The organism is Streptosporangium sp. NPDC049248 (assembly GCF_040678965.1).
GTDB lineage: Bacteria > Actinomycetota > Actinomycetes > Streptosporangiales > Streptosporangiaceae > Streptosporangium > Streptosporangium fukuiense.
The window spans coordinates 74,791-94,715 of sequence record NZ_JBFAQY010000023.1 but is presented as its reverse complement, the minus strand read 5'-3'; the positions used below and the strand labels follow the sequence as shown (position 1 = coordinate 94,715).

Here is a 19,925-nt window from a genome sequence, read left to right as displayed (position 1 = left end):
CGTACGGGCTGCTGACCGTAGTCGGGCTGCTGACCGTACTGCTGCTGGCCGTAACCCGGCTGGGACGACTGCTGACCGTAACCGGGCTGCTGACCGTAGCCGGGCTGCTGACCGTAGCCCGACTGCTCGTGGGACGCCTGCTGTCCGTAGCCGGGCTGCTGCCCGTACGCGCCGGTCCCGCCCTGCTGACCGTAGCCCTGCTGCTGGCCGTACATGTCCGTCCCGCCCTGCTGACCGTACGACTGCTGCTGTCCGTACCCCTGCTGACCGTAACCGGGCTGCTGCCCGTACCCCTGCTGCTGCCCATAACCCTGCTGCTGGCCATAGCCCTGCTGGCCATAACCGGGCTGGGCCACCCCCGGGCCGGTGTTCGGCTGCGACCCCTCCGACCGATATCCCATGATCGTCACGTCGGGGTCGAGTTCGCCAGGGGCTCGACCCGGGTTGTGCTGTCCGTAATCCGGCTGTCCCGAAGGTGTGCGACTGCGCTCGGGATCATCCTGCGGATACGGCGGCTGTCCGGTGCTCACCGCGTCACCTCACTTAGACTGCGCATGTGGCAAATGTCAGACGCACATGCTTGCTGCTGCACAAGGTATCGACATAGGAATCAACAGTCACCTTTCCCGTCAGTCATCTCTAAAGTCATCAGAGTCGGGCTCGCGTGTCAGGTGCAGCAGCATCCGAGTGTTTCCCAAGGTATTGGGCTTGACGTGCTCCAGATCGAGGAACTCCGCGACGCCCTCGTCGTAGGAGGCGAGAAGTTCGGCGTAAACCTCCGGGGCGACGGGCGTGCCCTGGATCTCCTGAAATCCGTGCCGGGCGAAGAAGTCGACCTCGAAGGTCAGGCAGAAGACCCTGCGCAGCCCCAGCTCGGCGGCCGTGCGGATGAGCGCCGAGACGATCCGATGGCCGATTCCCATCCCCCGGCGGGTCGGATCGACGGCAACGGTCCGTATTTCGGCAAGATCCTCCCAGAGGACATGGAGCGCCCCGCAACCGAGGATCATCCCCTCCGCGTCGGTCGCGACCCAGAACTCCTGGATGTCCTCGTACAGGGTGACGGTGGCCTTCTCCAGCAGGCGCGGGCCGGCTCCACCGTAGGTGTCGACGAGCCGCCTGATGGCGCGGACGTCCGGGGTGCGGGCGCGGCGGACCGTGACCGCCGGGGTGACGCCGGGAGCGGGTGACTCCCGCTCCTCTCCCTCGGATCCGGTTCGCCGCTCCCCTTCTTTCCCGGGGATCGCGAACGGCACGGGAGAATGCTCCGCAAGCTGCTCCATGACCGATCAGCGTACGTCCTCTCCGGCCTTCAATTACGGCTCATCCTTAACTCCGGCCCCGAAGGCATCACATGACCCTTGGTAGTTGGTTTACCACGCTGGGCGCACGACGCCTCCGATGTGTCGCAGCTCATCTTTGGCACGGTCCCGGACCAGGGAAGACCCGCGCCGGGCCCGCCGCAAGGAAGGCAAAGGCAGCGTAATGGCCATGTTGATCATATTGCCATGTGATCTTTCCGTGACATTTCAGTTGCGAAACCTCTACTGAGTTCGCAGTTCTGGTTGAGCAGGAACCACGAGTGCACTAATCTCCGTGCTCGATGTCAGAGACGTAAAAAGCCTGACCCGCCGAATCTCCCGACCAGGGGAACCGGGGACCCACCACGTCCTTCGGGGTGAATCCGAGTGCCACCGGCGCACCCGGTAGGGCTGCCTCCGGCCCGAACCCGTCAGCTAACCCGGTAGGCGGCCGAGGAGAGGAGCCCGTTGGTGAAGCGCATGCGCGACCGCGCAGGAGAGCACGCGGGCGGCGACGCCCGCTGTCGAGAACGCGCGCCGCGGAGGCGGAGTCGCCGCATGGCGGTCATCGGCCTGGCGTTCGCCATCATGACCCTCGGCACCCCCCTGGTCTCGGCCACGGCGGATCCCGAGCCCAGCCTCCAGCAACTGGCCAAGCAGGCCGAGAAGCTGCACGAGGAGATCGGCACGCTCGCCGAGCAGTACAACGGCGAACGGGTCAGGCTCAAGCAGGCCCAGCGAGCCGCGGAAAGCGCCAAGAAGACCCTCGCGACGAGCGAGTCGGAGCTCGCGACCCGGCGCACCAAGGCCACCCTCCTCGCACAGAGCAACTACATGTCCGGCGGCCTGAACTCCGGACTCGCCTTCACCCAGGCGACCGATCCCGACACCTTCCTCGACCAGGCCACCACCAACTACGCCCTCCAGCAGCAGCAGAGTGAGGAGGTCGCCCAGGTCGGCCGGGCGATCGAGGCCGCCGAGCGGGCACAGGCCAGCGCCAAGGCGAGGACCTCGGAGGTCAAGGCGCTCCTGGAGGAGATCGAGGGCAAGCGCAGCAAGATCGAGCGACTGGTCGCGCGGGTCGAGAGTGACCTGTTCAGCGAGGTGCGCACCAGGGCCGTCAGCAACAGGGGTGCCCGGGTGAAGGTCGACGTGCCCATCGTGGGCAGCGGCAAGGCGGCGGAGGCGGCCCGCTGGGCGCTCACCCAGCAACTCAAGCCGTACGTCTGGGGCGCCGAGGGCCCCAACTCCTTCGACTGCTCCGGGCTGGTCATGTGGGCCTACCAGAAGGTCGGCATCAGCCTGCCGCACTACACCGGCAACCAGTGGACCGCGGGCACCCACATCTCCAGAAACGATCTGCGCCCAGGCGACCTGGTCTTCTTCTACAGCGACCTGCACCACGTCGGGATCTACATCGGCGCGGGCCTGATGGTCCACGCGCCCCGGACGGGTGACGTCATCCACATCGCCACGATCGACAACCGGCCCTTCGCCGGCGGGGTGCGGATCGCCGACTGAGCGGCCGAGCCGACCGGCCCTCGGCAGGAGCGCGCCCGCTCCTGCCCGGCGAACCCTGCCCTGCCGAGGGCCGGTCGGACGGCGCTCCCCGGAGTCGCGCCCCCAGGACTCGTGCCCCGCGGGTGCGGCGGCCGACGACAACGCGGCGAGGCGTCACCCGACCGCAGTGGGCGAAAGCCCCAGGGGAAGGGCCTAGATCAGGCGGCGGCGGGCCGCCCAGGCCACGGCTTCGATCGCCGTGGCGACACCGATGCGGTCGCAGATGCCTCTGAGCCTGCGCCTGACGGTCCGGCCGCTGATATCGAGGCGGCGGCCCACCCTGTCGACGGTGACACCCTTGGCGAGTTCAGCCAGCAGCACGAGGTCGTTGTCACTGAGACCGATATCACTCATGCCCAGGGGGCTGTCGCCATGGCGAGAATCCACTTCTGGATATGCCATCAAGAGTCACTCCCCCCACTCTGGAAACCGGGCGTGAGACGCCGGAAATGAATACCGTCCGCCAGGAACGGTAAACGCCTTGTTCAAAGGTCGTCAAGTTCTACTCTTCATAGCGCGCGCCCACTATTGACATACTAGGTGCTACGTGAAGTACTCATGATATGTCAGCGCCTTTGGGGTTAAGTCACGACTGTGCCCCCGCACGAGCCCGCAGACGCCCCTCTGGCTGCGACAACAGAAGTCCTGGCAGAACAAGGTTTTGCCGGAACCGTCGTGGCGGCACGCGCCCGCGGGGCCGCATCCTCGGCGGAAGCGAGCCGCCCGCTTTTCCCCGGGAAAATCGATCTCATCGTGACGCTCTTCGACGGCCACGCCGGCCGGCGCCTTGACGGCACCTCGCGGAAAACTCTGAAATGGGAAGCCTGCGCGAGCACCTTTGCGGCATTCGCGAAGTATCAGGTGCCAACGACCGGCGTCAGGCGATATTGGACATGCTTAAAGGGAGTTTCTGCGCTATGCAGAAATCCGTCCGAAATTGCATGGGGAGAGTGAGCACGGCCCCACGATTCCCGGCCCATCGGGGTTCGCCCCGTCCGCCCGGGCATCGTCCGCGCGCCGCGCTCGCGCCCACGCGGGCCGGCACGGAGCCGTGCGAGACGGTGTGGGACGGCGCGGGACAGTGGTGCGGAAGTGCCCGCGAGGCGGGTGAGGGCGCTACTCGGTACGCCGGCCGGGGGAAGGTACGCGCCGAGCCCGACCGGCCCGCCCTGGAGACCCGGAGACCCGGAGACACCGTCCCGGGCCGTCGTCCGGGCTTCGGTCCCGGCGGACAGCGCCCGGCGGGAACGGTCGCGTCGCCCGACCGCGCCGGACCGCACGGGACGAGGTCCCGCGCGGTCCGGCGACGCCGCCCTCGGACTTAGCCGGCCGGCTTGACCAGCGGGAACAGGATGGTCTCGCGGATGTTCTTACCGGTGAAGGCCATGATGAGGCGGTCGATGCCGAGACCCATGCCGCCGGTGGGCGGCATCGCATATTCCAGTGCGGTGAGGAAGTCCTCGTCAAGCTGCATGGCCTCGGCGTCCCCGCCCGCGGCGAGCAGGGACTGCTCGGTGAGGCGGCGACGCTGCTCGACCGGGTCGACCAGCTCCGAGTAGGCGGTGCCGAGCTCGGTGCCGAACCCGATCAGGTCCCACTTCTCGGTGAGGAGCGGGTTGTCACGGTGCTGGCGGGTCAGCGGGGAGGTCTCCACCGGATAGTCCATGACGAACGTGGGCTGGACGAGCGTGTGCTCGACGAGCGCCTCGAAGATCTCCTGGACGAGCTTGCCCTGGCCCCACTTGGCATCCCAGTGGATCTCCCGGGCGTCCGCGAGCTTGCGTACGTACTCCAGGGGCGTCGCGGTGGTGATCTCCTCGCCCAGTGCCTCCGAGACCGACCCGTAGAGGGTTATCCGCGGCCACTTCGCCAGGCCGAGGTCGATCTCCTGCCCCTGGTGGACGACCACGGAGTGGCCGAGGGCCGCCACGACCGCCTTCTGGATCATCCGCTGGGTCAGGTCGGCCATGTCGTTGTAGTCGAGATATGTGCCGTAGGCCTCGAGCATCGTGAACTCGGGGTTGTGCGTGGAGTCCGCGCCCTCGTTGCGGAAGTTACGGTTGATCTCGAAGACCTTCTCGATACCGCCGACCACGAGCCGCTTGAGGTAGAGCTCGATCGCGATGCGAAGGTAGAGCTCCATGTCATAGGCGTTGATGTGGGTCTTGAAAGGCCGGGCCGTGGCTCCACCGTGGATCGGCTGGAGCATCGGCGTCTCGACCTCCAGGTAGCCCTCCTCGTGCCAGAAGTCGCGGATGGACCGCACCACGGCACTGCGGGTGTAGGCCAGCTTCCTGGCCTCGTCGTTGACGATGAGGTCGACGTAGCGCTGGCGGACCCGCGCCTCGGGGTCGGTGAGCCCGGCGTGCTTCTCCGGCAGTGGGCGCAGGCACTTCGAAGTGATCGCCCAGCGGTCGGCGAGGATGGACAGCTCACCCCTGCGGGAGGTGATGACCTCACCCTCGATGCCCACGTGGTCGCCGAGGTCGACATCGCGCTTCCACGAGGCCAGTGCCTCCTCGCCCACCCTGTCCAGGGAGATCATGACCTGGAGATCGCCGGAGCCGTCGCGGATGGTGGCGAAGCAGAGTTTGCCACCGGTCCTGGACAGCATCACCCGGCCGGTGACACCAACCTTGTCGCCCGTCGCGGTGTCAGCGGAGAGATCAGCGTATTTCCGGCGGATCTCGGCGTTGGTCGCGGTGCGCGGGAAGTTCACCGGGTAGGGGTCGACGCCCTCGGAGCGGAGGCGGTCGAGCTTCTCCCGGCGCACGCGCATCTGCTCGGGCAGATCCTCGGCGGGGTTGGTCACTTCATCGGTCACAGTTCCAAAGGGTACCGATGTGGCGAACCTCATGAGGTCGCCGACCGCCGGGGACCGGAAAGGGACTCCGGGGCGCCGCGGGTCCTCCCGGAACGTCGCGGCGTCCTCCGGCCGTGACACCGCGCTCCGGGCGGTGTCACGGCACCGGTGTCACAACGCTCTCAGGTGGCGTTGCGGTGGTAGATCAGGCGCAGCCCGATCAGTGTGAGCCAGGGCTCGTGCATGTCGATCGAGCGCGCCTCGCCGACCACCAGCGGCGCCGCGCTGCCGGTGGCGACCACCGTGACGTCGTCGGGGTTGGCGGCGAGCTCGGCCGCCATCCGCTCGACGATCCCGTCCACCTGACCTGCGAAGCCGTAGATGATGCCGGCCTGGAGCGCCTCGACGGTGTTCTTGGCGATCACGGAGCGGGGGCGGACCAGCTCCACCTTGTGCAGCTGCGCGCCCGCCGCGGCGAGCGCGTCCACCGAGATCTGGATGCCGGGGGCGGTCACCGCGCCGACGTACTCCCCCTTGGCGGAGACGGCGTCGAAGGAGGTCGCGGTCCCGAAGTCGACGATGACGCACGGCCCGCCGTACAGCTGGATGGCCGCCAGCGCGTTGACGATGCGGTCGCTGCCGACCTCCTTCGGGTTGTCCATCCGGACCGGCACCCCGGTGCGGACGCCCGGCTCGACGATCACCGCCGTCACGTCGCCGTAGTAGCGGCGGCACATCTCACGCATCTCGTTGAGCACCGATGGGACGGTGGAGCAGATCACGATGCCGTTGACGTCGGTGCCCTTGAGCAGCGGTGACTGCCCGAGCAACCCCTGGAGCACGACGGCGATCTCGTCCGCCGTACGCCGGGCGTCCGTGGCGATCCGCCAGTGCTCGATGACGTCCTCGCCCTCGAAGAGGCCGAGAACGGTGTGAGTGTTGCCGACGTCAATGGCAAGCAGCATCAGTTCCCCCGAAGGTCCAAGGCGATGTCCAGCGCCGGCGCCGAGTGCGTGAGCGCGCCCACGGCAAGGTAGTCAACACCTGTTTCGGCCACATCACGAGCGAGTCGAAGGGTCAGCCCTCCGCTGGACTCCAGCCGCGCCCTGCCGCCCACCAGCCGTACGGCCCGCGCCAGCTCCTCGACCGTGAAATTGTCCAACAGGATCTCCTCCGCTCCCTCGGCCAGCACCGGCTCGATCTGGTCGATCCTGTCGACCTCGACCTCGATCGGCAGGCCGGGGTAGGCGTCACGGACCGCCCGGAACGCCTCGGCGACCCCACCGGAGGCCACCACGTGATTGTCCTTGATCAGCGCGGCGTCCGAAAGTGACATGCGGTGATTGATACCACCGCCGCAGCGGACCGCGTACTTCTCCAGGGCGCGCAGTCCCGGCAGCGTCTTGCGGCTGTCCCTGATCCGGGCCCCGGTCCCCTCGACGGCCTGGACCCACCTACCGGTCAGGGTCGCGATACCGGAAAGGTGGGTGAGCAGGTTGAGCGCGGTGCGCTCGGCGGTCAGCAGATCCCTGGTAGGACCGGTGACGGTCATCAGCACGTCGCCCCTGGAGACGTACTCGCCGTCCTTGACCCTGCGCTCGGCCGTCAGACGGCCTCCGCTGAGGTAGGAGAACGCGCCCTCGGCCACGGCCAGCCCCGCGACCACGCCGTCCGCGCGGGCGACCACGTCGGCGCTGTCGCGCCGGTCCGCCGGGATGGTGGCGATGCTGGTGACGTCACCCTCCGCCACGTCCTCGGCCGCCGCGACCTCAAGGACCGCGACCACCCCGACCGGGTCGAGACCCGCCTCGGTGAGATCGTTCTCCACCTGCGGCGGCAGCACGGTCGCTCGCCGCCCGTGCGGTACGTATGTCATGGTCGGTCCCTCCGCTGTCAGGGTCACGTCGAGGTGGCCCAGCCACAAGGCGTCGTCTCTCTCGGAAAAGTCCTCGCGCCAGTGCGACCCCCTGGTCTCCTGGCGGGCGCGGGCGGCCGCCACGAGCGCGGAGGCGACCGTCAGCAGGTTGGTGGTCTCCCACGACTCGGTACACGGCTCGACCGCCACCGGGGTCCATCTGAGGTTCAGCAGGGTCCTGGCGGCCTCTCCCAGCGACTCCCGGCTGCGCAGCACGCTCGCCCCCCGGCTCATGTGCCCCTGGATCCTGACCCGGGCCCTGGGGTCGATCAGGCCGGTGGGGCGGTCGTCGGGCACCGGTTCGCCGGCTGCGGCCCGCCCCTCGCGAACGTCGGCGTGGATGTCGGCGGCGATGCGACCGGCGAAGACCAGGCCCTCGAGCAGGGAGTTGGAGGCCAGCCGGTTGGCGCCGTGCACGCCGGTGCACGCGACCTCGCCGCACGCGTACAGACCGGGCACGCTGGTGCGGCCGTGCAGGTCGGTGCGGACGCCGCCGCTGGCGTAGTGGGCGGCGGGGGCGACGGGGATGAGCTGGGTGACCGGATCGACGCCGTGCTCCAGGCAGACCGCGTGGATCGTCGGGAAGCGGGTGCGCCACTTCTCCTCGCCGAAGTGGCGGGCGTCGAGATACACGTGGTCGGCGCCGGTGGCGCGGATCCGTCGCATGATCGCCTTGGCCACGACGTCACGGGGGGCGAGATCGGCCAGCTCGTGGACGTCCCGCATGAACCGGGTGCCGTCCGCGTCGACCAGTACCGCGCCCTCGCCCCTGACCGCCTCGGAGATCAGCGGCTGCTGGCCGCTCGCGTCCTCGCCGAGCCAGAACACCGTCGGGTGGAACTGGACGAACTCCAGGTCCCTGACGACGGCCCCCGCCCGCAGCGCGAGCGCCACCCCGTCCCCGGTGGAGACGACGGGGTTGGTGGTGGCGGCGTAGACCTGGCCCATGCCACCGGTGGCCAGCACCACGGCCCTGGCCGTGACCGCGCCCACCCCGTCGCGCTCGCCCACGCCCATGACGTGCAGGGTCACCCCGGCGGCGCGCCCCTCGGCGTCCTTGAGGAGGTCGAGCACGAGGGCGTGCTCGATCACCTCGATCCCCGACTCCCTGACCGCCGCCACGAGCGCCCTCTGCACCTCGGCCCCGGTGGCGTCGCCGCCCGCGTGCACGATGCGATCGCGCCGGTGGCCGCCCTCCCTGGTGAGCTGGAGTTCCCCGGCCTCGTCGGTGTCGAATCTGGCGCCCATCGCGATCAGGCCGCGCAGCGCGTCGGGCCCTTCGGTCACCAGGACCCGGACGGCCTCCTCGTCGCAGAGGCCCACCCCCGCGAGGAGCGTGTCGGACAGATGCTCGGCAGGGGTGTCCCGCGGGTCGAGCACCGCGGCGATGCCGCCCTGGGCCCAGCGGGTGGACCCGGACGACAGGACGTCCTTGGTGACGACCAGGATCTTCGCCTCGGGGTCCAGGCCGGCGTAGCGCAGTGCCAGGGTGAGACCCGCGATGCCGGAGCCCACCACGACCACGTCCGCCTGGACCGTCCATCCCGGAGCGGGAGCGGTCAACCTCTGGGGTATGGCCGGGATGCTCATTGCCGCCTCCTCGCGGAATCATAGAGGCCGTTCATTTCGTCAGCGTGACGATAACGCCATCCCCGGTGTGGCTGTTCCCCGGGGTGGGCATTCCGCCCACCCTCCGGGACCACCGCGCCCCTGGGCCGTGGACGGCGGGAACGGGACCCCGCGTCGGGGAACTCCGCCGTCGGGGCCGAGGGGCTCGGCGGACACGACCTCCGCGACCCGTCGCCCGCCGAGCGCGCGGCGGGACTTCACGCGGGAACCGGGCGGCACCGCGTACGAGGGCCTTCAGAGCTCAGTGAAGAGCTCAGTGAAGGGTGAGCGTGACGTTGTCGATCAGCCGGGTGGACCCCACCCGCGCGGCCACCGCGAGGACCGCCTCGCCCGTGTGGCCGTCGCCGACCTCGGTGAAGGTGGCCGGGTCGACCAGGACCAGATAGTCGACGGCCAGCGACGGCTCGGCCGCCAGAACGGCGAGCGCGGCCCGGCGGATCTCCGCCGGCGTGCGCTGCCCGGCCCCCGCGTACAGCGCGCGGGACAGGGCCAGAGCGGCCACCCGGTCCTCCGGCGACAGGTAGCGGTTGCGGCTGGACAGCGCCAGCCCGTCCGGCTCGCGGACCGTGGGCGCCCCGACGACGGAGACCGGCAGGTTCAGATCGGCGACCATCCGGCGGATCATCGCGAGCTGCTGGGCGTCCTTCTGCCCGAACACCGCCACATCCGGCTGGACCAGGTTGAACAGCTTCAGCACCACGGTCAGCATGCCGTCGAGGTGCCCCGGCCGGAACTCTCCCTCGACGATCGAGCCCATCCTCCCCGCGGAGACGCCGACCTGCCTGTCCGGCAGGTACATGTCCTCGACCGACGGGGCGAACACCAGGTCCACTCCCTCGGCCGCGCAGACCTCCAGATCGGCATCGAACGTACGGGGATAGCGGGAGAAATCCTCGTTTGGGCCGAACTGAAGCGGGTTCACGAAGACGCTCACCGCCACGTGGGCCGCCCTCTGCCGGGCCAGCCGGATGAGCGAGCGGTGTCCCTCGTGCAGCGCGCCCATGGTCGGCACGAGCGCCAGCGTGCTCCCGCCCACGGAGGCGCCCGCGCCGATCCCCAGGGCTTCTCGGGCCTTGAGCAGCCCTGCGCGGTCGTCCGCCACGATCAATGGAACCTCCCGGGGGTGCTCCGGCCTGCCGGCCGGAGAGGGGGCGACGTTCATCGGAATTCCTGGAGAGTGGAGACCCCCGACCTCAAGCGTACGGAGGGAGAGAACGACACCGACCGGCTCCCCCCGTAGACCGCCCCCTCCGTCAGGCCGGTCTCAGGTCCACACGTTGCCCCCCAGGGCGTCCAGGAGGCGTTCGGCGGCCTCGGGCTTGAGCAACCCGGCCGCCAGCGCCCGATCGGCCGTGAGCCTGGCCAGCGCCACGTAAGCGTCCGCGGCCTCCGGGGCCGCGAGGATCAGCGCGTCCACGTGCCTGCGGACGGTACCCGCGTCACCGCGCACCACCGGGCCGGTCAGCCCCGAGATGCCGAGCCTCAGCACGTTCTCCAGCGCCGCGCCGAGCAGCGGACCGAGCATCCGCCCCGGCTGCTCCACCCCGATCTTCTCCAGCAGTTCGGAGGACTCCGCGATGAGCGTCACCATGTGGTTGGCCGCTCCCGCGAGGGCCGCGTGGTAGAGCGGCCTGTCCTCGTCGGCGATCCAGACCGGCTCGCCCTCCATCTCGATGACGAGGGCCTCGGCCACCGGGCGGAGCCCTTCGGGCGCGGTCACCCCGTAGGAGATGCCGGTGAGGCGGCGCAGGTCGTCCTCACGGCCGGTGAAGGTCATCACCGGATGCAGCGCCAGCGGCAGCGCTCCGGCCTTGATCGCCGGATTGAGCACGGCCAGGCCGTACGCGCCGCTGGTGTGCACCACCAGCTTGCCCCGCAGGTCCGCACCGGTCTCCACCAGGCCGGAGACCAACTCGGGCAGCGCGTCGTCGGGGACCGTCAGCAAGACGAGGTCCGCTCCGGCCACCACGTCCTGGGGCCGTACGGGGACGAGCCCGAGGCGCTCGACCGCACGCTCCCTGGAGTCGTCGGAGACACCGCTCGTCGCGACGATCCGGTGTCCCGCCCTGACGAGCGCCGCGCCGAGCGCAGAGCCGACCTTGCCGGCTCCGATCACTCCGACGGCCAGCCGTGCCGGGCGATCGACTGCGTCCATGACGTCACGTCCTTCGACCATGTGGGGCTTCGTGCCTGATTGACCAGCGTAACGGGCCGCGCCGCCGCAACCGCGTCAAGACGCGTGTTCCGGCGTGACGGCCCTGTTTCACCCCGGGAGCCCGGAAGCGGGCCCCGGGAGCGCATGAGACCCGCCGGGAGTCCGGCCCACCCGGTGATCGAGGTGACAGCGCGTCGACCTCCCGCCGGGATCCCCGAACCGGGCGACACACACCGTACGGGGCCCGCACGGAGCCGGAGAACCCGGCCCACCCGGCGATCCAGGCGGCGACGCGCCGACACGGCGTCAACAACGATCGTGCGATCCGGTGACAGAATGCAGTCATGTACCCAGCCGAAGCGTCAGCGCGAGTTGATCTCGTTCCTCCGCCTCGGCGGGTAGCGTCTGAGAGTGTGTGGCTCACCTGGCGCGCCGCGATGGAGCACGCGCTCTACGGCGAGAGCGGCTTCTACCTCCGCGAACGACCCTCCAGTCACTTCCGGACCTCGGTCGGCGCCTCCCCCGTCTTCGCCGAGGCCGTGCTGCGCGAACTGACCTCGGTCGACGAGGCGCTCGGCGGCCCCCAGGTGCTCGACCTGGTCGACATCGGCGCCGGTGAGGGCCTGCTGGCGGCCGGGGTGCTCGCCGCCGCACCGCCCGCGCTGCGATCGAGGCTCCGAGTGACCGCGGTGGATCTGGCGGCCAGGCCGCCGGCGCTGCCCGAGGAGATCGTCTGGGCGAAGGCCGCGCCGGACGGGATCTGCGGCCTGGTGATCGCCAACGAGTGGCTGGACAACGTTCCCGTCGACATCGTGGAGCAGACCGCCGACGGCCCCCGGCTGGTCCTGGTCAACGTCACCGACGGTGAGGAGCGGCTCGGTGGCAGACCCGCCGAGGCGGATCTCGCCTGGCTGGCCCGCTGGTGGCCGATGCGCGCCACCGGTGAGCGGGCCGAGATCGGCAGGCCACGCGACCGGGCCTGGGCCTCGGTGATCGTGCGGTTGGCACGTGGCCGGGCGATCGCGATCGACTACGCCCACTCCCTGACCGACCGGCCGCCGTACGGCACGCTGGCCGGATACCGCGACGGGGCGATGGTCGCGCCGGTGCCCGACGGCTCGTGCGACATCACCGCCCACGTGGCACTCGACGCCTGCGCGGCCGCAGGTGAGAGCGCCGGGGCCGTCACGACGGCGCTGACCACGCAGCGGGAGGCGCTGCGCGCCCTTTGCGTCACCGGGAACCGCCCGCCGGTCGAGCAGGCCAGGATCGACCCGCGCGGCTACCTGCACGCCCTCGCGCGGGCCTCCGAGGAGGCGGAGCTGATCGCTCCCGGCGGCCTCGGCGGCTTCGGCTGGCTCTCCCAGACCCGCCTCTGAGTGGGCCGAACGAGGATTCTTCCCGCCTCGTAGGGTCGGTGCCATGAGCACTCCCTCGACACACGCCGTTCCCGCCGGGCCCACGGCCTCTCTCCGACTGGCCGTCCGGAACTCCGCCGCCTTCTGGACGGCTCTCGCCCGCACCCGGGGAAGCGAGCTGATCCGCCGCCCCGGCTTTCTCGCCTCGGACGGACGGGAGCGCGGCGGGCTGCGGATCCTGCTGCTCTCCCCGGACCCCGGTCCGGACGATCTCGCCGAACTGACGGACCTGGCCCGGCGCCGGCTTTCCGACGGGGTCATCGTCGAGGACCCGTTCGGCTCGGTCGACATGAGCGCTCTGGGCCTGGCCCCGGGGCGGCTCCCCATCATGATCCGCCACCCCGGTCCGCTCCCCGCGCCACCGGCCGTGGAGATCACCCACGTGGAGACGACGGCACAGCTGCGGACCGCGGAGAACATCGTGGTCCACGGATTCCCGCTGACCAACTTCCAGCCCTACCGCCCGGGTGACGCCTTCTCCGAGGACCTGCTGGGCCACCCCGGCGTCGATCTGTTCCTCGCCGCGCGGGACGGGGTGCCCGCCGGAGCCTGCATGACCGTCGTCGACGGCACGGTCGGCGGGACCTACTGGGTGACCACCCTGCCCGGCCACCGCTCCCGCGGAGTCGGCCGGGCGCTCATGCACGCGGTCCTGGCACACCTGGGGGACCTCCCCGCCACCCTGACCGCGGCCAAGGCCGGCAAGCCGCTCTACGACTCCCTCGGCTTCGACACCATCACCGATGCGACCTGGTGGATGTGACAGGGCAACGGAACCCCGCCTGGGAGCCGAGCCGCGGTACCGGTCAAAAGTACGGCCGAGCCGGTGCGAACCCTGCTTTTGACCGATGCCCGGTACCGGACCGGGTCCGCAGAATGCCTCCATGCCAAACGAAGACCCCCTACGGCGCCGAATGCCGAGGGTCTGAGCTGCGCCGATACCGCTACGGCCCCCTCGAATGGCTCTGGCGCCGGGCCACCTGGGCCCAGCGCCCGCCCTTGCGCCGCTCCCCCTGACACCACCGCGCGGCGAGCCGGTTCAGACCCGTACGTCGAGGGCGGTGAGGCCGCGGATGATGTAGCCAGGGCCCCAGCCGGGCTCGGTGGCGAGTTCCAGCTTCGGTGCCTTACGGAGCAGGGCGCCGAAGGACTCGATCAGTTCGATTCTGGCCAGGGGGGCGCCCAGGCAGAAGTGGATGCCCGCGCCGAAGGAGATGTGCGGGTTGTCCACCCGGCCGACGTCGAAGCGGTCGGGGTCGGCGAAGACCTCGGGGTCCCGGTTGGCCGAGCCGAACAGCAGCGCCACCTCGGTGCCGCGCGGGATGTCCACCCCGCCGACGGTGATGTCCTCCAGGACCCAGCGCTCGAACATCTGCAGCGGGGTGTCCCAGCGCATCATCTCCTCGATCGCGGTGGGCAGCAGGCCGTGGTCGGCGCGGAGCCGCTCCAGCTCGGCCGGGTTGCGGAAGAGCGACCACCAGCCGTTCCCGGTGACGTTGACCGTGGCCTCGTGCCCGGCGTTGAGCAGCAGCACGCAGGTGCCGACCAGTTCCTCCTCGGTGAGCTTGTCGCCCTCCTCGGCCACCAGGGCGAGCGCGCTGATCAGGTCGTCGCCGGGGTTCGCCCGGCGGGCGCGGGCCAGCTCGACGAGGTAGGCGGAGAACTCCTCGGCCGCGCGTACCGCGGTGTGCTGGGCCTCGACGGAGGGGTTCAGCTCGTACATCCCGCAGATGTCGGCGGACCAGGGGCGGAGCAGGTGGCGGTCGGCCTCGGGCACGCCGAGCATCTCCGCGATCACGGTCACCGGGAGCGGCTCGGCGACCTCGGAGATCAGGTCTCCGCCGCCGCGCTCGACGAAGCGGTCCACCAGCTCCCCGGCGATCTCGGCGACCTTGGGGCGGAGCGCCTCGACCATGCGCGGGGTGAACGCCTTGGAGACCAGGCGCCGGAGCCGGGTGTGCACCGGTGGCTCGACGTCGAGCATCCCGGCCCTGACCACCCGCCAGAACGGGTCCTGGAACTCGGGGTCGTCGGGCCTGCCGAACTCGGCGTGGGTCGCCATGTGCAGGTAGGAGCGGCCGAGCCGACGGTCGCGCAGCAGCGCGTTGACGTCGGCGTGCCGGGCGACCAGCCACTGGCCGGTCGGTTCAAAGAAACTGACCGGCCGCTGCCGCCTCAGCTCGTCGTAGACGTCGTACGGATGGGCGACGAATTCCGGATTCCAGGGATCAAAGCGCACATGGACATCGTAATGTCGCCCCATGTGTCAATTGCCTGGTCCGCCCCCTGGAGCTGGGCCGACGTTCGACAGCCCGGCCGCCGCCCCGCGACGGATGCGCTACGCCTCGGTCGGCTCGTCCGACTTCTCGGACCGGGCCGCCTTGGTGCGCAGCCGGATGTTCAGCAGCTCCACGACGAGCGAGAAGGCCATCGCGAAGTAGATGTAGCCCTTGGAGATGTGCTGCCCGAGGCCCTCGGCGATCAGCACGACGCCGATCAGCACCAGGAACGACAGGGCGAGCATCTTGATGCTCGGGTGCTTGTCCACGAAGCGGCTGATCGGGCCTGAGGCGAAGAGCATCACCAGGACCGAGACGATCACGGCCGCGATCATGACGCCGAGCTGGTCGACCATGCCGACCGCGGTGATGACCGAGTCGAGGGAGAAGATGATGTCCAGCAGCATGATCTGGGCGATCACGGAGCCGAAGGAGGCCGCGACCTTGGTGCTGCCGTGCCCGGACTTGCCCTCGACGTTGTCGTGTATCTCGATGACGCTCTTGCCGAGCAGGAAGAGCCCGCCGCCGAGCAGGATGAGATCTCGTCCCGAGATCTCCTGCCCCAGGACCTCGAAGAGCGGCGCCGTGAGTCTCACCACCCACGACAGTGCCAGCAGCAGCAACAGCCGGCTGAGAAGGGCCGCGAGGAGACCCAACTTGCGCGCCTTGTCCCGTTGCTCGGGCGGAAGCTTCCCCGCCAGGATCGAGATGAAGATGATGTTGTCGATGCCTAGCACGATCTCCAGAGCGACGAGGGTGACGAACCCTATCCAGATCTCCGGGTTGGTCACCCAGTCCAACATCTGAGCCTCCAGCTCGCCTTACTTGATCACTACCGGCACGACGAGGTTTGTCGTTCGGCGTTGTTCACCCACTACCAGGACAGACATCACCCGCCGCCGGACGCCACCCGGCTCACTGCCCAGACGAACGGGATCCATCGTGAGTTCCCGAACCCAAGGGACATCGCTTGCGAATTCCCGGCAGAGGTCGGTTATAGTTCCCCCGTAGGTCATGAGTGCCAGTGACAAGCCCCGGCTCGCTGGCCGGCAACCCTCGCGTCCGCGGCGGGGTGCCCCGGGTGAGGACCTGGTCCGGCACGAGGTGTGCCGGGCAAGCGCGGGCTCCAGGCACCTGTGCCACGGGTTGGGGTCCGATGACCTCGAAGGAGCCCTGGCATGTCCATACTGACGATCTCCACCGCCGTAGCCGCCGACACGGCCACCCCCGCGACCCGTACGTCCGGCGACCGGCCGATCCCCGCCGTGCTCGGTTCCGATCTGGAGGTTCCGGTCAGGGGCGGCAGGCTCGTCCGCTACGCCAACCTCGACTACGCCGCGAGCGCCCCCTGTCTGGAGCCGGTGAGCGCCGCCGTCGCCGCCGCGCTCCCGGCGTACTCCAGCGTCCACCGAGGCGCCGGGTACGCCTCCCAGCTGACCACGGCCCGCTACGAGCAGGCCAGGCAGACGGTGCGTGCCTTCGTCGGTGCCCGTCCCGGCGACTCGGTGATCTTCACCAGGAACACCACGGACGCGACCAACCTGCTGGCCCGCAGCCTGCCCGAGGGCACCACCGCCGTGGTCTTCGACACCGAGCACCACGCCTCGCTGCTGCCCTGGAAGCGTGCCCTGCGGCTGCCGGTCCCCGCCTTCCCCGGCGAGGCGGTCCGCGCCGCCGACGAGGCCCTGGCCTCGGTCGAAGGCCCCAAGCTGCTGGTCGTGACCGCCGCCTCCAACGTCACCGGGGAGCTGTGGCCGATCGCCGCGCTGGCCCACATCGCCCACCGCCACGGCGCCCGCGTCCTCGTCGACGCCGCGCAGCTCGTCCCGCACCGCCGCCTCAACCTGACCGCGCTCGACCTGGACTACGTGGTCTTCTCCGGTCACAAGCTCTATGCCCCGTTCGGCGCCGGCGCGCTGATCGGCCGTTCCGACTGGCTGGCCGACGCCGAGCCGTACCTGCGGGGCGGCGGGGCGGTGAGGGCGGTGAACGACGACGGGACCGAGTGGCACGACGACCCCGAGGCCCGCCACGAGGCCGGAACCCCGAACGTCCTGGGTGCCATCGCGCTGGCCGCGGCCTGCGACGCCCTGACCGCCACCGGCTGGACCCCGCTGGTCCACGAGGAGGAGCGTCTCCTCGACCGGCTGCGCGCGGGCCTCGCCTCCGTCCCCGGCGTGCAGGAGCTGTCCCTGTGGGGCCCCGACCACCCGCGCGTCGGCATCGTCTCCTTCGTGGTGAACGGCCGCACCGCCCGCGAGGTCGCCGAGGCCCTGTCCGGCGACTACGGCATCGGCGTCCGGGACGGCAAGTTCTGCGCCCACCCCTTCGTACGGCACCTGCTGGACGCCAAGGACGGCGGCTGTGACGACCCCGCCGCCTCCGCGGTGCGCGCCTCCATCGGCATCGGCACCACCTCCGAGCACGTCGACCGGCTGATCGCCGCCCTGCGGGATCTTGCCTCGCGCGGCTGACGTGACAGCATAGGCATATGAACGAGCCTCGCCGTGAGCTGAGCGTGGGGATGGGCGCGGGCGCCGCCGCCGTGCGGGAGGCGCACGGCAAGGAGCTCGCGACCGAGGACATGATCCTCAACATCGGGCCGCAACATCCGTCCACGCACGGCGTGCTGCGGCTGCGGCTCACCCTGGACGGGGAGCGGATCAGCTCGGCCGAACCGATCGTGGGCTACATGCACCGGGGCGCGGAGAAGCTGTTCGAGGTGCGTGACTACCGGCAGATCATCGTGCTGGCCAACCGGCACGACTGGCTGTCGGCGTTCGCCAACGAGCTGGGCGTCGTCCTCGCGGTGGAGCGGATGCTCGGCATGGAGGTGCCGGTCAGGGCGGTCTGGACCCGCACGCTGATGGCCGAGCTCAACCGGGTGCTCAACCACCTGATGTTCCTCGGCTCCTACCCGCTGGAACTCGGCGCGATCACCCCGATGTTCTACGCGTTCCGGGAACGCGAGACCCTCCAGGCCGTGATGGAGGAGATCGCCGGCGGCCGGATGCACTACATGTTCAACCGGGTCGGCGGCCTGAAGGAGGAACTGCCCGAGGGGTGGCTGGGCCGGGTCTCGACGGCCGTGGCCGACGTGCGGCGACGGCTGCCCGACATCGAGAGCCTGATCGCCGGAAACGAGATCTTCCTCGCCCGTACCCGCGGGGTGGGCGTGCTGGACCGCGAGACGGTCATGCAGTACGGCGTGAGCGGCCCGATCGCCCGTGCCTCCGGCGTCGACCTCGACCTGCGCAGGGACGAGCCCTACCTCGCCTACGGCGAGCTGCCGGTGAAGGTGGTCACCCGCTCCGCCGGGGACTGCCACGCCAGGTTCGAGGTGCTGCTGGAGCAGGTGAAGGTCTCCCTGGACCTGGCGGACGCCTGCGTGCGGCGGCTCCGCGAACTGCCCCAGGGGCCGATCAACCAGCGCCTGCCCAAGGTGCTGAAGGTCCCCGAGGGCCACACCTACGCCTGGACGGAGAACCCGCTCGGCCTCAACGGCTACTACCTGGTCTCGCGCGGGGAGAAGACACCGTGGCGGATGAAGCTCCGGTCCGCCTCCTTCAACAACGTCCAGGTGCTGCGCGAGATGCTCCCCGGCAACCTGGTCTCCGACATGGTCGCCATTCTGGGCTCGTTGTTCTTCGTCGTCGGCGATATCGACAAGTGAGGCACGGTCAGGAGCGCATGATCGAACCCGGCGGAGACCAGCGGAGGACGACTCCCCCGACGACACCCGCGTCCCCCGCCGATCCCGGCGACTCACCGGCCGTCGGCAGGCCACCGCGGGACCGGTACGTCGACTGGTTGCGCGCGTTCAGCCTGCTCGTCGTGGTGGTCTGGCACTGGGCTTTCACGATCCTCCAGTGGGGGCCGGACGGCCCCTCGCCGACGAGCCCGCTGGGCTTCACCTCGGGGCTGTGGATCCTGACCTGGCTGCTGCAGGTGTTGCCGCTCTTCTTCTACGTGGGCGGGTACGTCCACCTGCTGTCCTGGAACCGCGCCTGCGAAGGCGGGATGGGCATCGGCACCTTCGTGTGGCGGCGCATCCGCGGCCTGGCGATCCCGACGCTGGCGCTGGCCGGAACCTGGATCGTGCTGGGCGCGCTCGTGACCTGGGCGTTCGGGATCAGGTGGATGAACCGGGTGGTCCTGCTCGTCATCAGCCCGCTCTGGTTCATCGGCGTCTACCTCGTGCTGATCGCCCTGCTCCCGGTCGCGCTCTGGCTGCACCGGCGCTTCGACGTGCTGATCCTGATCTGGCTGGCCGGGGCGGCGCTCGTCGTCGACGTGCTGCGGCTGCGCTACGGGTACGAGGCCGTGGGCTGGCTCAACATGATCATTGTCTGGGGGCTGGCCCACCAGGCCGGGTTCTTCTACGCGAGGGTGGTGGCGCTTCCCCGCCGCTTCGACATCGCCATCCTGTGGACCGGGCTGTTCGCGCTCTTCGGCCTGGTCTACTCGGACATCTACCCGGGCTCGATGGTCGGCGTGCCCGGCGACAAGCTGTCCAACATGGCGCCGCCCACCTTCGTCATCGTGGCGTTGCTGATCTTCCAGATCGGCCTGGTGGAGGTGCTGAGGCCGGCCATGGAGCGCCTGCTCGACCGTCCCAGGTGGCAGCGCGTGAACGAGACGGTGAACCGGTTCGCGCTCCCGCTCTTCCTGTTCCACACGACCGGCATGGCCATCTGGGTGGCGCTGACCTGGTGGCTGGCGGGCAGCAGGCCGGGCAGCCTGGTCCGGCCCGACCTGCTCTGGTGGCTGGAACGCCCCCTGGCCGTCGCCGGAGCACTGGTGTGCACCCTTCCGGTCATCATGCTCTTCGGCCGGAAGTGGGCCAGGAGGCGCTGACGCGTCCC

14 protein-coding genes, 2 pseudogenes and 2 riboswitches are annotated in these 19,925 nt (G+C 70.0%); of the genes and pseudogenes, 6 read left to right on the top strand and 10 right to left on the bottom strand.

Translation table 11 applies throughout. The features are described 5' to 3' along the window. Both AB0K21_RS32350 and AB0K21_RS32345 read right to left on the bottom strand, forming a co-directional pair. Positions 1-401: pseudogene (locus AB0K21_RS32350) on the bottom strand (hypothetical protein); the annotation flags it as partial. Between the two features lie 228 nt (positions 402-629). Next, positions 630-1,283 (bottom strand): amino-acid N-acetyltransferase, encoded by a 654-nt coding sequence (locus AB0K21_RS32345; protein WP_364155453.1) that lies wholly within the window; start codon positions 1,281-1,283, stop codon positions 630-632. A 336-nt stretch (positions 1,284-1,619) separates the two neighbouring features. Continuing rightward, positions 1,620-1,767: riboswitch (cyclic di-AMP (ydaO/yuaA leader) on the top strand. Between the two features lie 92 nt (positions 1,768-1,859). Here AB0K21_RS32345 and AB0K21_RS32340 point away from each other — a divergent pair. Further along, on the top strand, positions 1,860-2,822 hold the full coding sequence (locus AB0K21_RS32340) for an NlpC/P60 family protein (protein ID WP_343962221.1): 963 nt from the start codon (positions 1,860-1,862) through the stop codon (positions 2,820-2,822). A 192-nt stretch (positions 2,823-3,014) separates the two neighbouring features. Here the strand turns inward: AB0K21_RS32340 and AB0K21_RS32335 are convergent, their stop codons facing one another. From AB0K21_RS32335 to AB0K21_RS32310, 6 genes and pseudogenes are all read right to left on the bottom strand, one after another. Next, on the bottom strand, positions 3,015-3,215 hold the full coding sequence (locus AB0K21_RS32335; protein WP_343962219.1) for a LuxR C-terminal-related transcriptional regulator: 201 nt from the start codon (positions 3,213-3,215) through the stop codon (positions 3,015-3,017). A gap of 967 nt (positions 3,216-4,182) precedes the next feature. Beyond that, entirely contained in the window at positions 4,183-5,718 is a 1,536-nt protein-coding gene (lysX, locus tag AB0K21_RS32330; protein WP_343962217.1) for a bifunctional lysylphosphatidylglycerol synthetase/lysine--tRNA ligase LysX, read from the bottom strand. Positions 5,719-5,846: 128 nt separating this feature from the next. Beyond that, positions 5,847-6,629 carry a type III pantothenate kinase gene (locus AB0K21_RS32325; protein WP_343962215.1) on the bottom strand — a complete coding sequence of 261 codons (783 nt, stop codon included), beginning with the start codon at positions 6,627-6,629 and terminating at the stop codon, positions 5,847-5,849. Continuing rightward, on the bottom strand, positions 6,629-9,169 hold the full coding sequence (locus AB0K21_RS32320; RefSeq protein ID WP_343962213.1) for an L-aspartate oxidase: 2,541 nt from the start codon (positions 9,167-9,169) through the stop codon (positions 6,629-6,631). Before AB0K21_RS32320 ends, AB0K21_RS32325 begins: the two co-directional genes overlap by 1 nt. A 292-nt stretch (positions 9,170-9,461) precedes the next feature. Further along, a pseudogene (panC, locus tag AB0K21_RS32315) lies at positions 9,462-10,229 on the bottom strand (pantoate--beta-alanine ligase); the annotation flags it as partial. Positions 10,230-10,472: 243 nt separating this feature from the next. Continuing rightward, positions 10,473-11,363, bottom strand: coding sequence for a DUF2520 domain-containing protein (locus tag AB0K21_RS32310; RefSeq protein WP_343962209.1), 891 nt, complete (start codon positions 11,361-11,363; stop codon positions 10,473-10,475). A 413-nt stretch (positions 11,364-11,776) separates the two neighbouring features. On the opposite strand from AB0K21_RS32310, the gene AB0K21_RS32305 reads away from it, so the two are divergent. Both AB0K21_RS32305 and AB0K21_RS32300 read left to right on the top strand, forming a co-directional pair. Then, entirely contained in the window at positions 11,777-12,742 is a 966-nt protein-coding gene (locus AB0K21_RS32305; RefSeq protein ID WP_343962207.1) for an SAM-dependent methyltransferase, read from the top strand. 43 nt (positions 12,743-12,785) lie between these two features. Beyond that, on the top strand, positions 12,786-13,544 hold the full coding sequence (locus AB0K21_RS32300; protein ID WP_343962204.1) for a GNAT family N-acetyltransferase: 759 nt from the start codon (positions 12,786-12,788) through the stop codon (positions 13,542-13,544). 276 nt (positions 13,545-13,820) lie between these two features. Here AB0K21_RS32300 and AB0K21_RS32295 read toward each other — a convergent pair whose 3' ends face one another. Further along, complete coding sequence (locus tag AB0K21_RS32295; RefSeq protein WP_343962202.1) at positions 13,821-15,020, bottom strand: cytochrome P450; 1,200 nt, start codon at positions 15,018-15,020, stop codon at positions 13,821-13,823. A 99-nt stretch (positions 15,021-15,119) separates the two neighbouring features. Then, complete coding sequence (locus tag AB0K21_RS32290) at positions 15,120-15,863, bottom strand: TerC family protein (RefSeq protein ID WP_364155448.1); 744 nt, start codon at positions 15,861-15,863, stop codon at positions 15,120-15,122. 207 nt (positions 15,864-16,070) lie between these two features. Continuing rightward, positions 16,071-16,186, top strand: a riboswitch (SAM riboswitch). Positions 16,187-16,238: 52 nt separating this feature from the next. Here AB0K21_RS32290 and AB0K21_RS32285 point away from each other — a divergent pair. Genes AB0K21_RS32285 through AB0K21_RS32275 form a run of 3 tightly spaced genes read left to right on the top strand, consistent with a single transcriptional unit; the run spans position 16,239 to position 19,917 of the window. After that, entirely contained in the window at positions 16,239-17,534 is a 1,296-nt protein-coding gene (locus AB0K21_RS32285; RefSeq protein WP_364155446.1) for an aminotransferase class V-fold PLP-dependent enzyme, read from the top strand. A 17-nt stretch (positions 17,535-17,551) separates the two neighbouring features. Then, the gene (locus tag AB0K21_RS32280; protein ID WP_343962196.1) at positions 17,552-18,733 is read left to right on the top strand and encodes an NADH-quinone oxidoreductase subunit D; all 1,182 of its coding nucleotides are present in this window, start codon (positions 17,552-17,554) and stop codon (positions 18,731-18,733) included. Positions 18,734-18,750: 17 nt separating this feature from the next. Beyond that, positions 18,751-19,917: an acyltransferase gene (locus AB0K21_RS32275; RefSeq protein ID WP_343962194.1), complete on the top strand. Its 1,167-nt coding sequence runs from the start codon at positions 18,751-18,753 to the stop codon at positions 19,915-19,917. Positions 19,918-19,925 lie beyond the last annotated feature (8 nt).

Coding starts and splice junctions, on each gene's coding strand:
- AB0K21_RS32320 (WP_343962213.1), bottom strand. CDS start 9,169: ATGAGCATCCCGGCCATACCCCAGAGGTTGACCGCTCCCGCTCCGGGA.
- AB0K21_RS32345 (WP_364155453.1), bottom strand. CDS start 1,283: ATGGAGCAGCTTGCGGAGCATTCTCCCGTGCCGTTCGCGATCCCCGGG.
- AB0K21_RS32290 (WP_364155448.1), bottom strand. CDS start 15,863: ATGTTGGACTGGGTGACCAACCCGGAGATCTGGATAGGGTTCGTCACC.
- AB0K21_RS32310 (WP_343962209.1), bottom strand. CDS start 11,363: ATGGACGCAGTCGATCGCCCGGCACGGCTGGCCGTCGGAGTGATCGGA.
- AB0K21_RS32285 (WP_364155446.1), top strand. CDS start 16,239: ATGTCCATACTGACGATCTCCACCGCCGTAGCCGCCGACACGGCCACC.
- AB0K21_RS32340 (WP_343962221.1), top strand. CDS start 1,860: ATGGCGGTCATCGGCCTGGCGTTCGCCATCATGACCCTCGGCACCCCC.
- lysX (WP_343962217.1), bottom strand. CDS start 5,718: ATGAGGTTCGCCACATCGGTACCCTTTGGAACTGTGACCGATGAAGTG.
- AB0K21_RS32325 (WP_343962215.1), bottom strand. CDS start 6,629: ATGCTGCTTGCCATTGACGTCGGCAACACTCACACCGTTCTCGGCCTC.
- AB0K21_RS32335 (WP_343962219.1), bottom strand. CDS start 3,215: ATGAGTGATATCGGTCTCAGTGACAACGACCTCGTGCTGCTGGCTGAA.
- AB0K21_RS32280 (WP_343962196.1), top strand. CDS start 17,552: ATGAACGAGCCTCGCCGTGAGCTGAGCGTGGGGATGGGCGCGGGCGCC.
- AB0K21_RS32300 (WP_343962204.1), top strand. CDS start 12,786: ATGAGCACTCCCTCGACACACGCCGTTCCCGCCGGGCCCACGGCCTCT.
- AB0K21_RS32275 (WP_343962194.1), top strand. CDS start 18,751: ATGATCGAACCCGGCGGAGACCAGCGGAGGACGACTCCCCCGACGACA.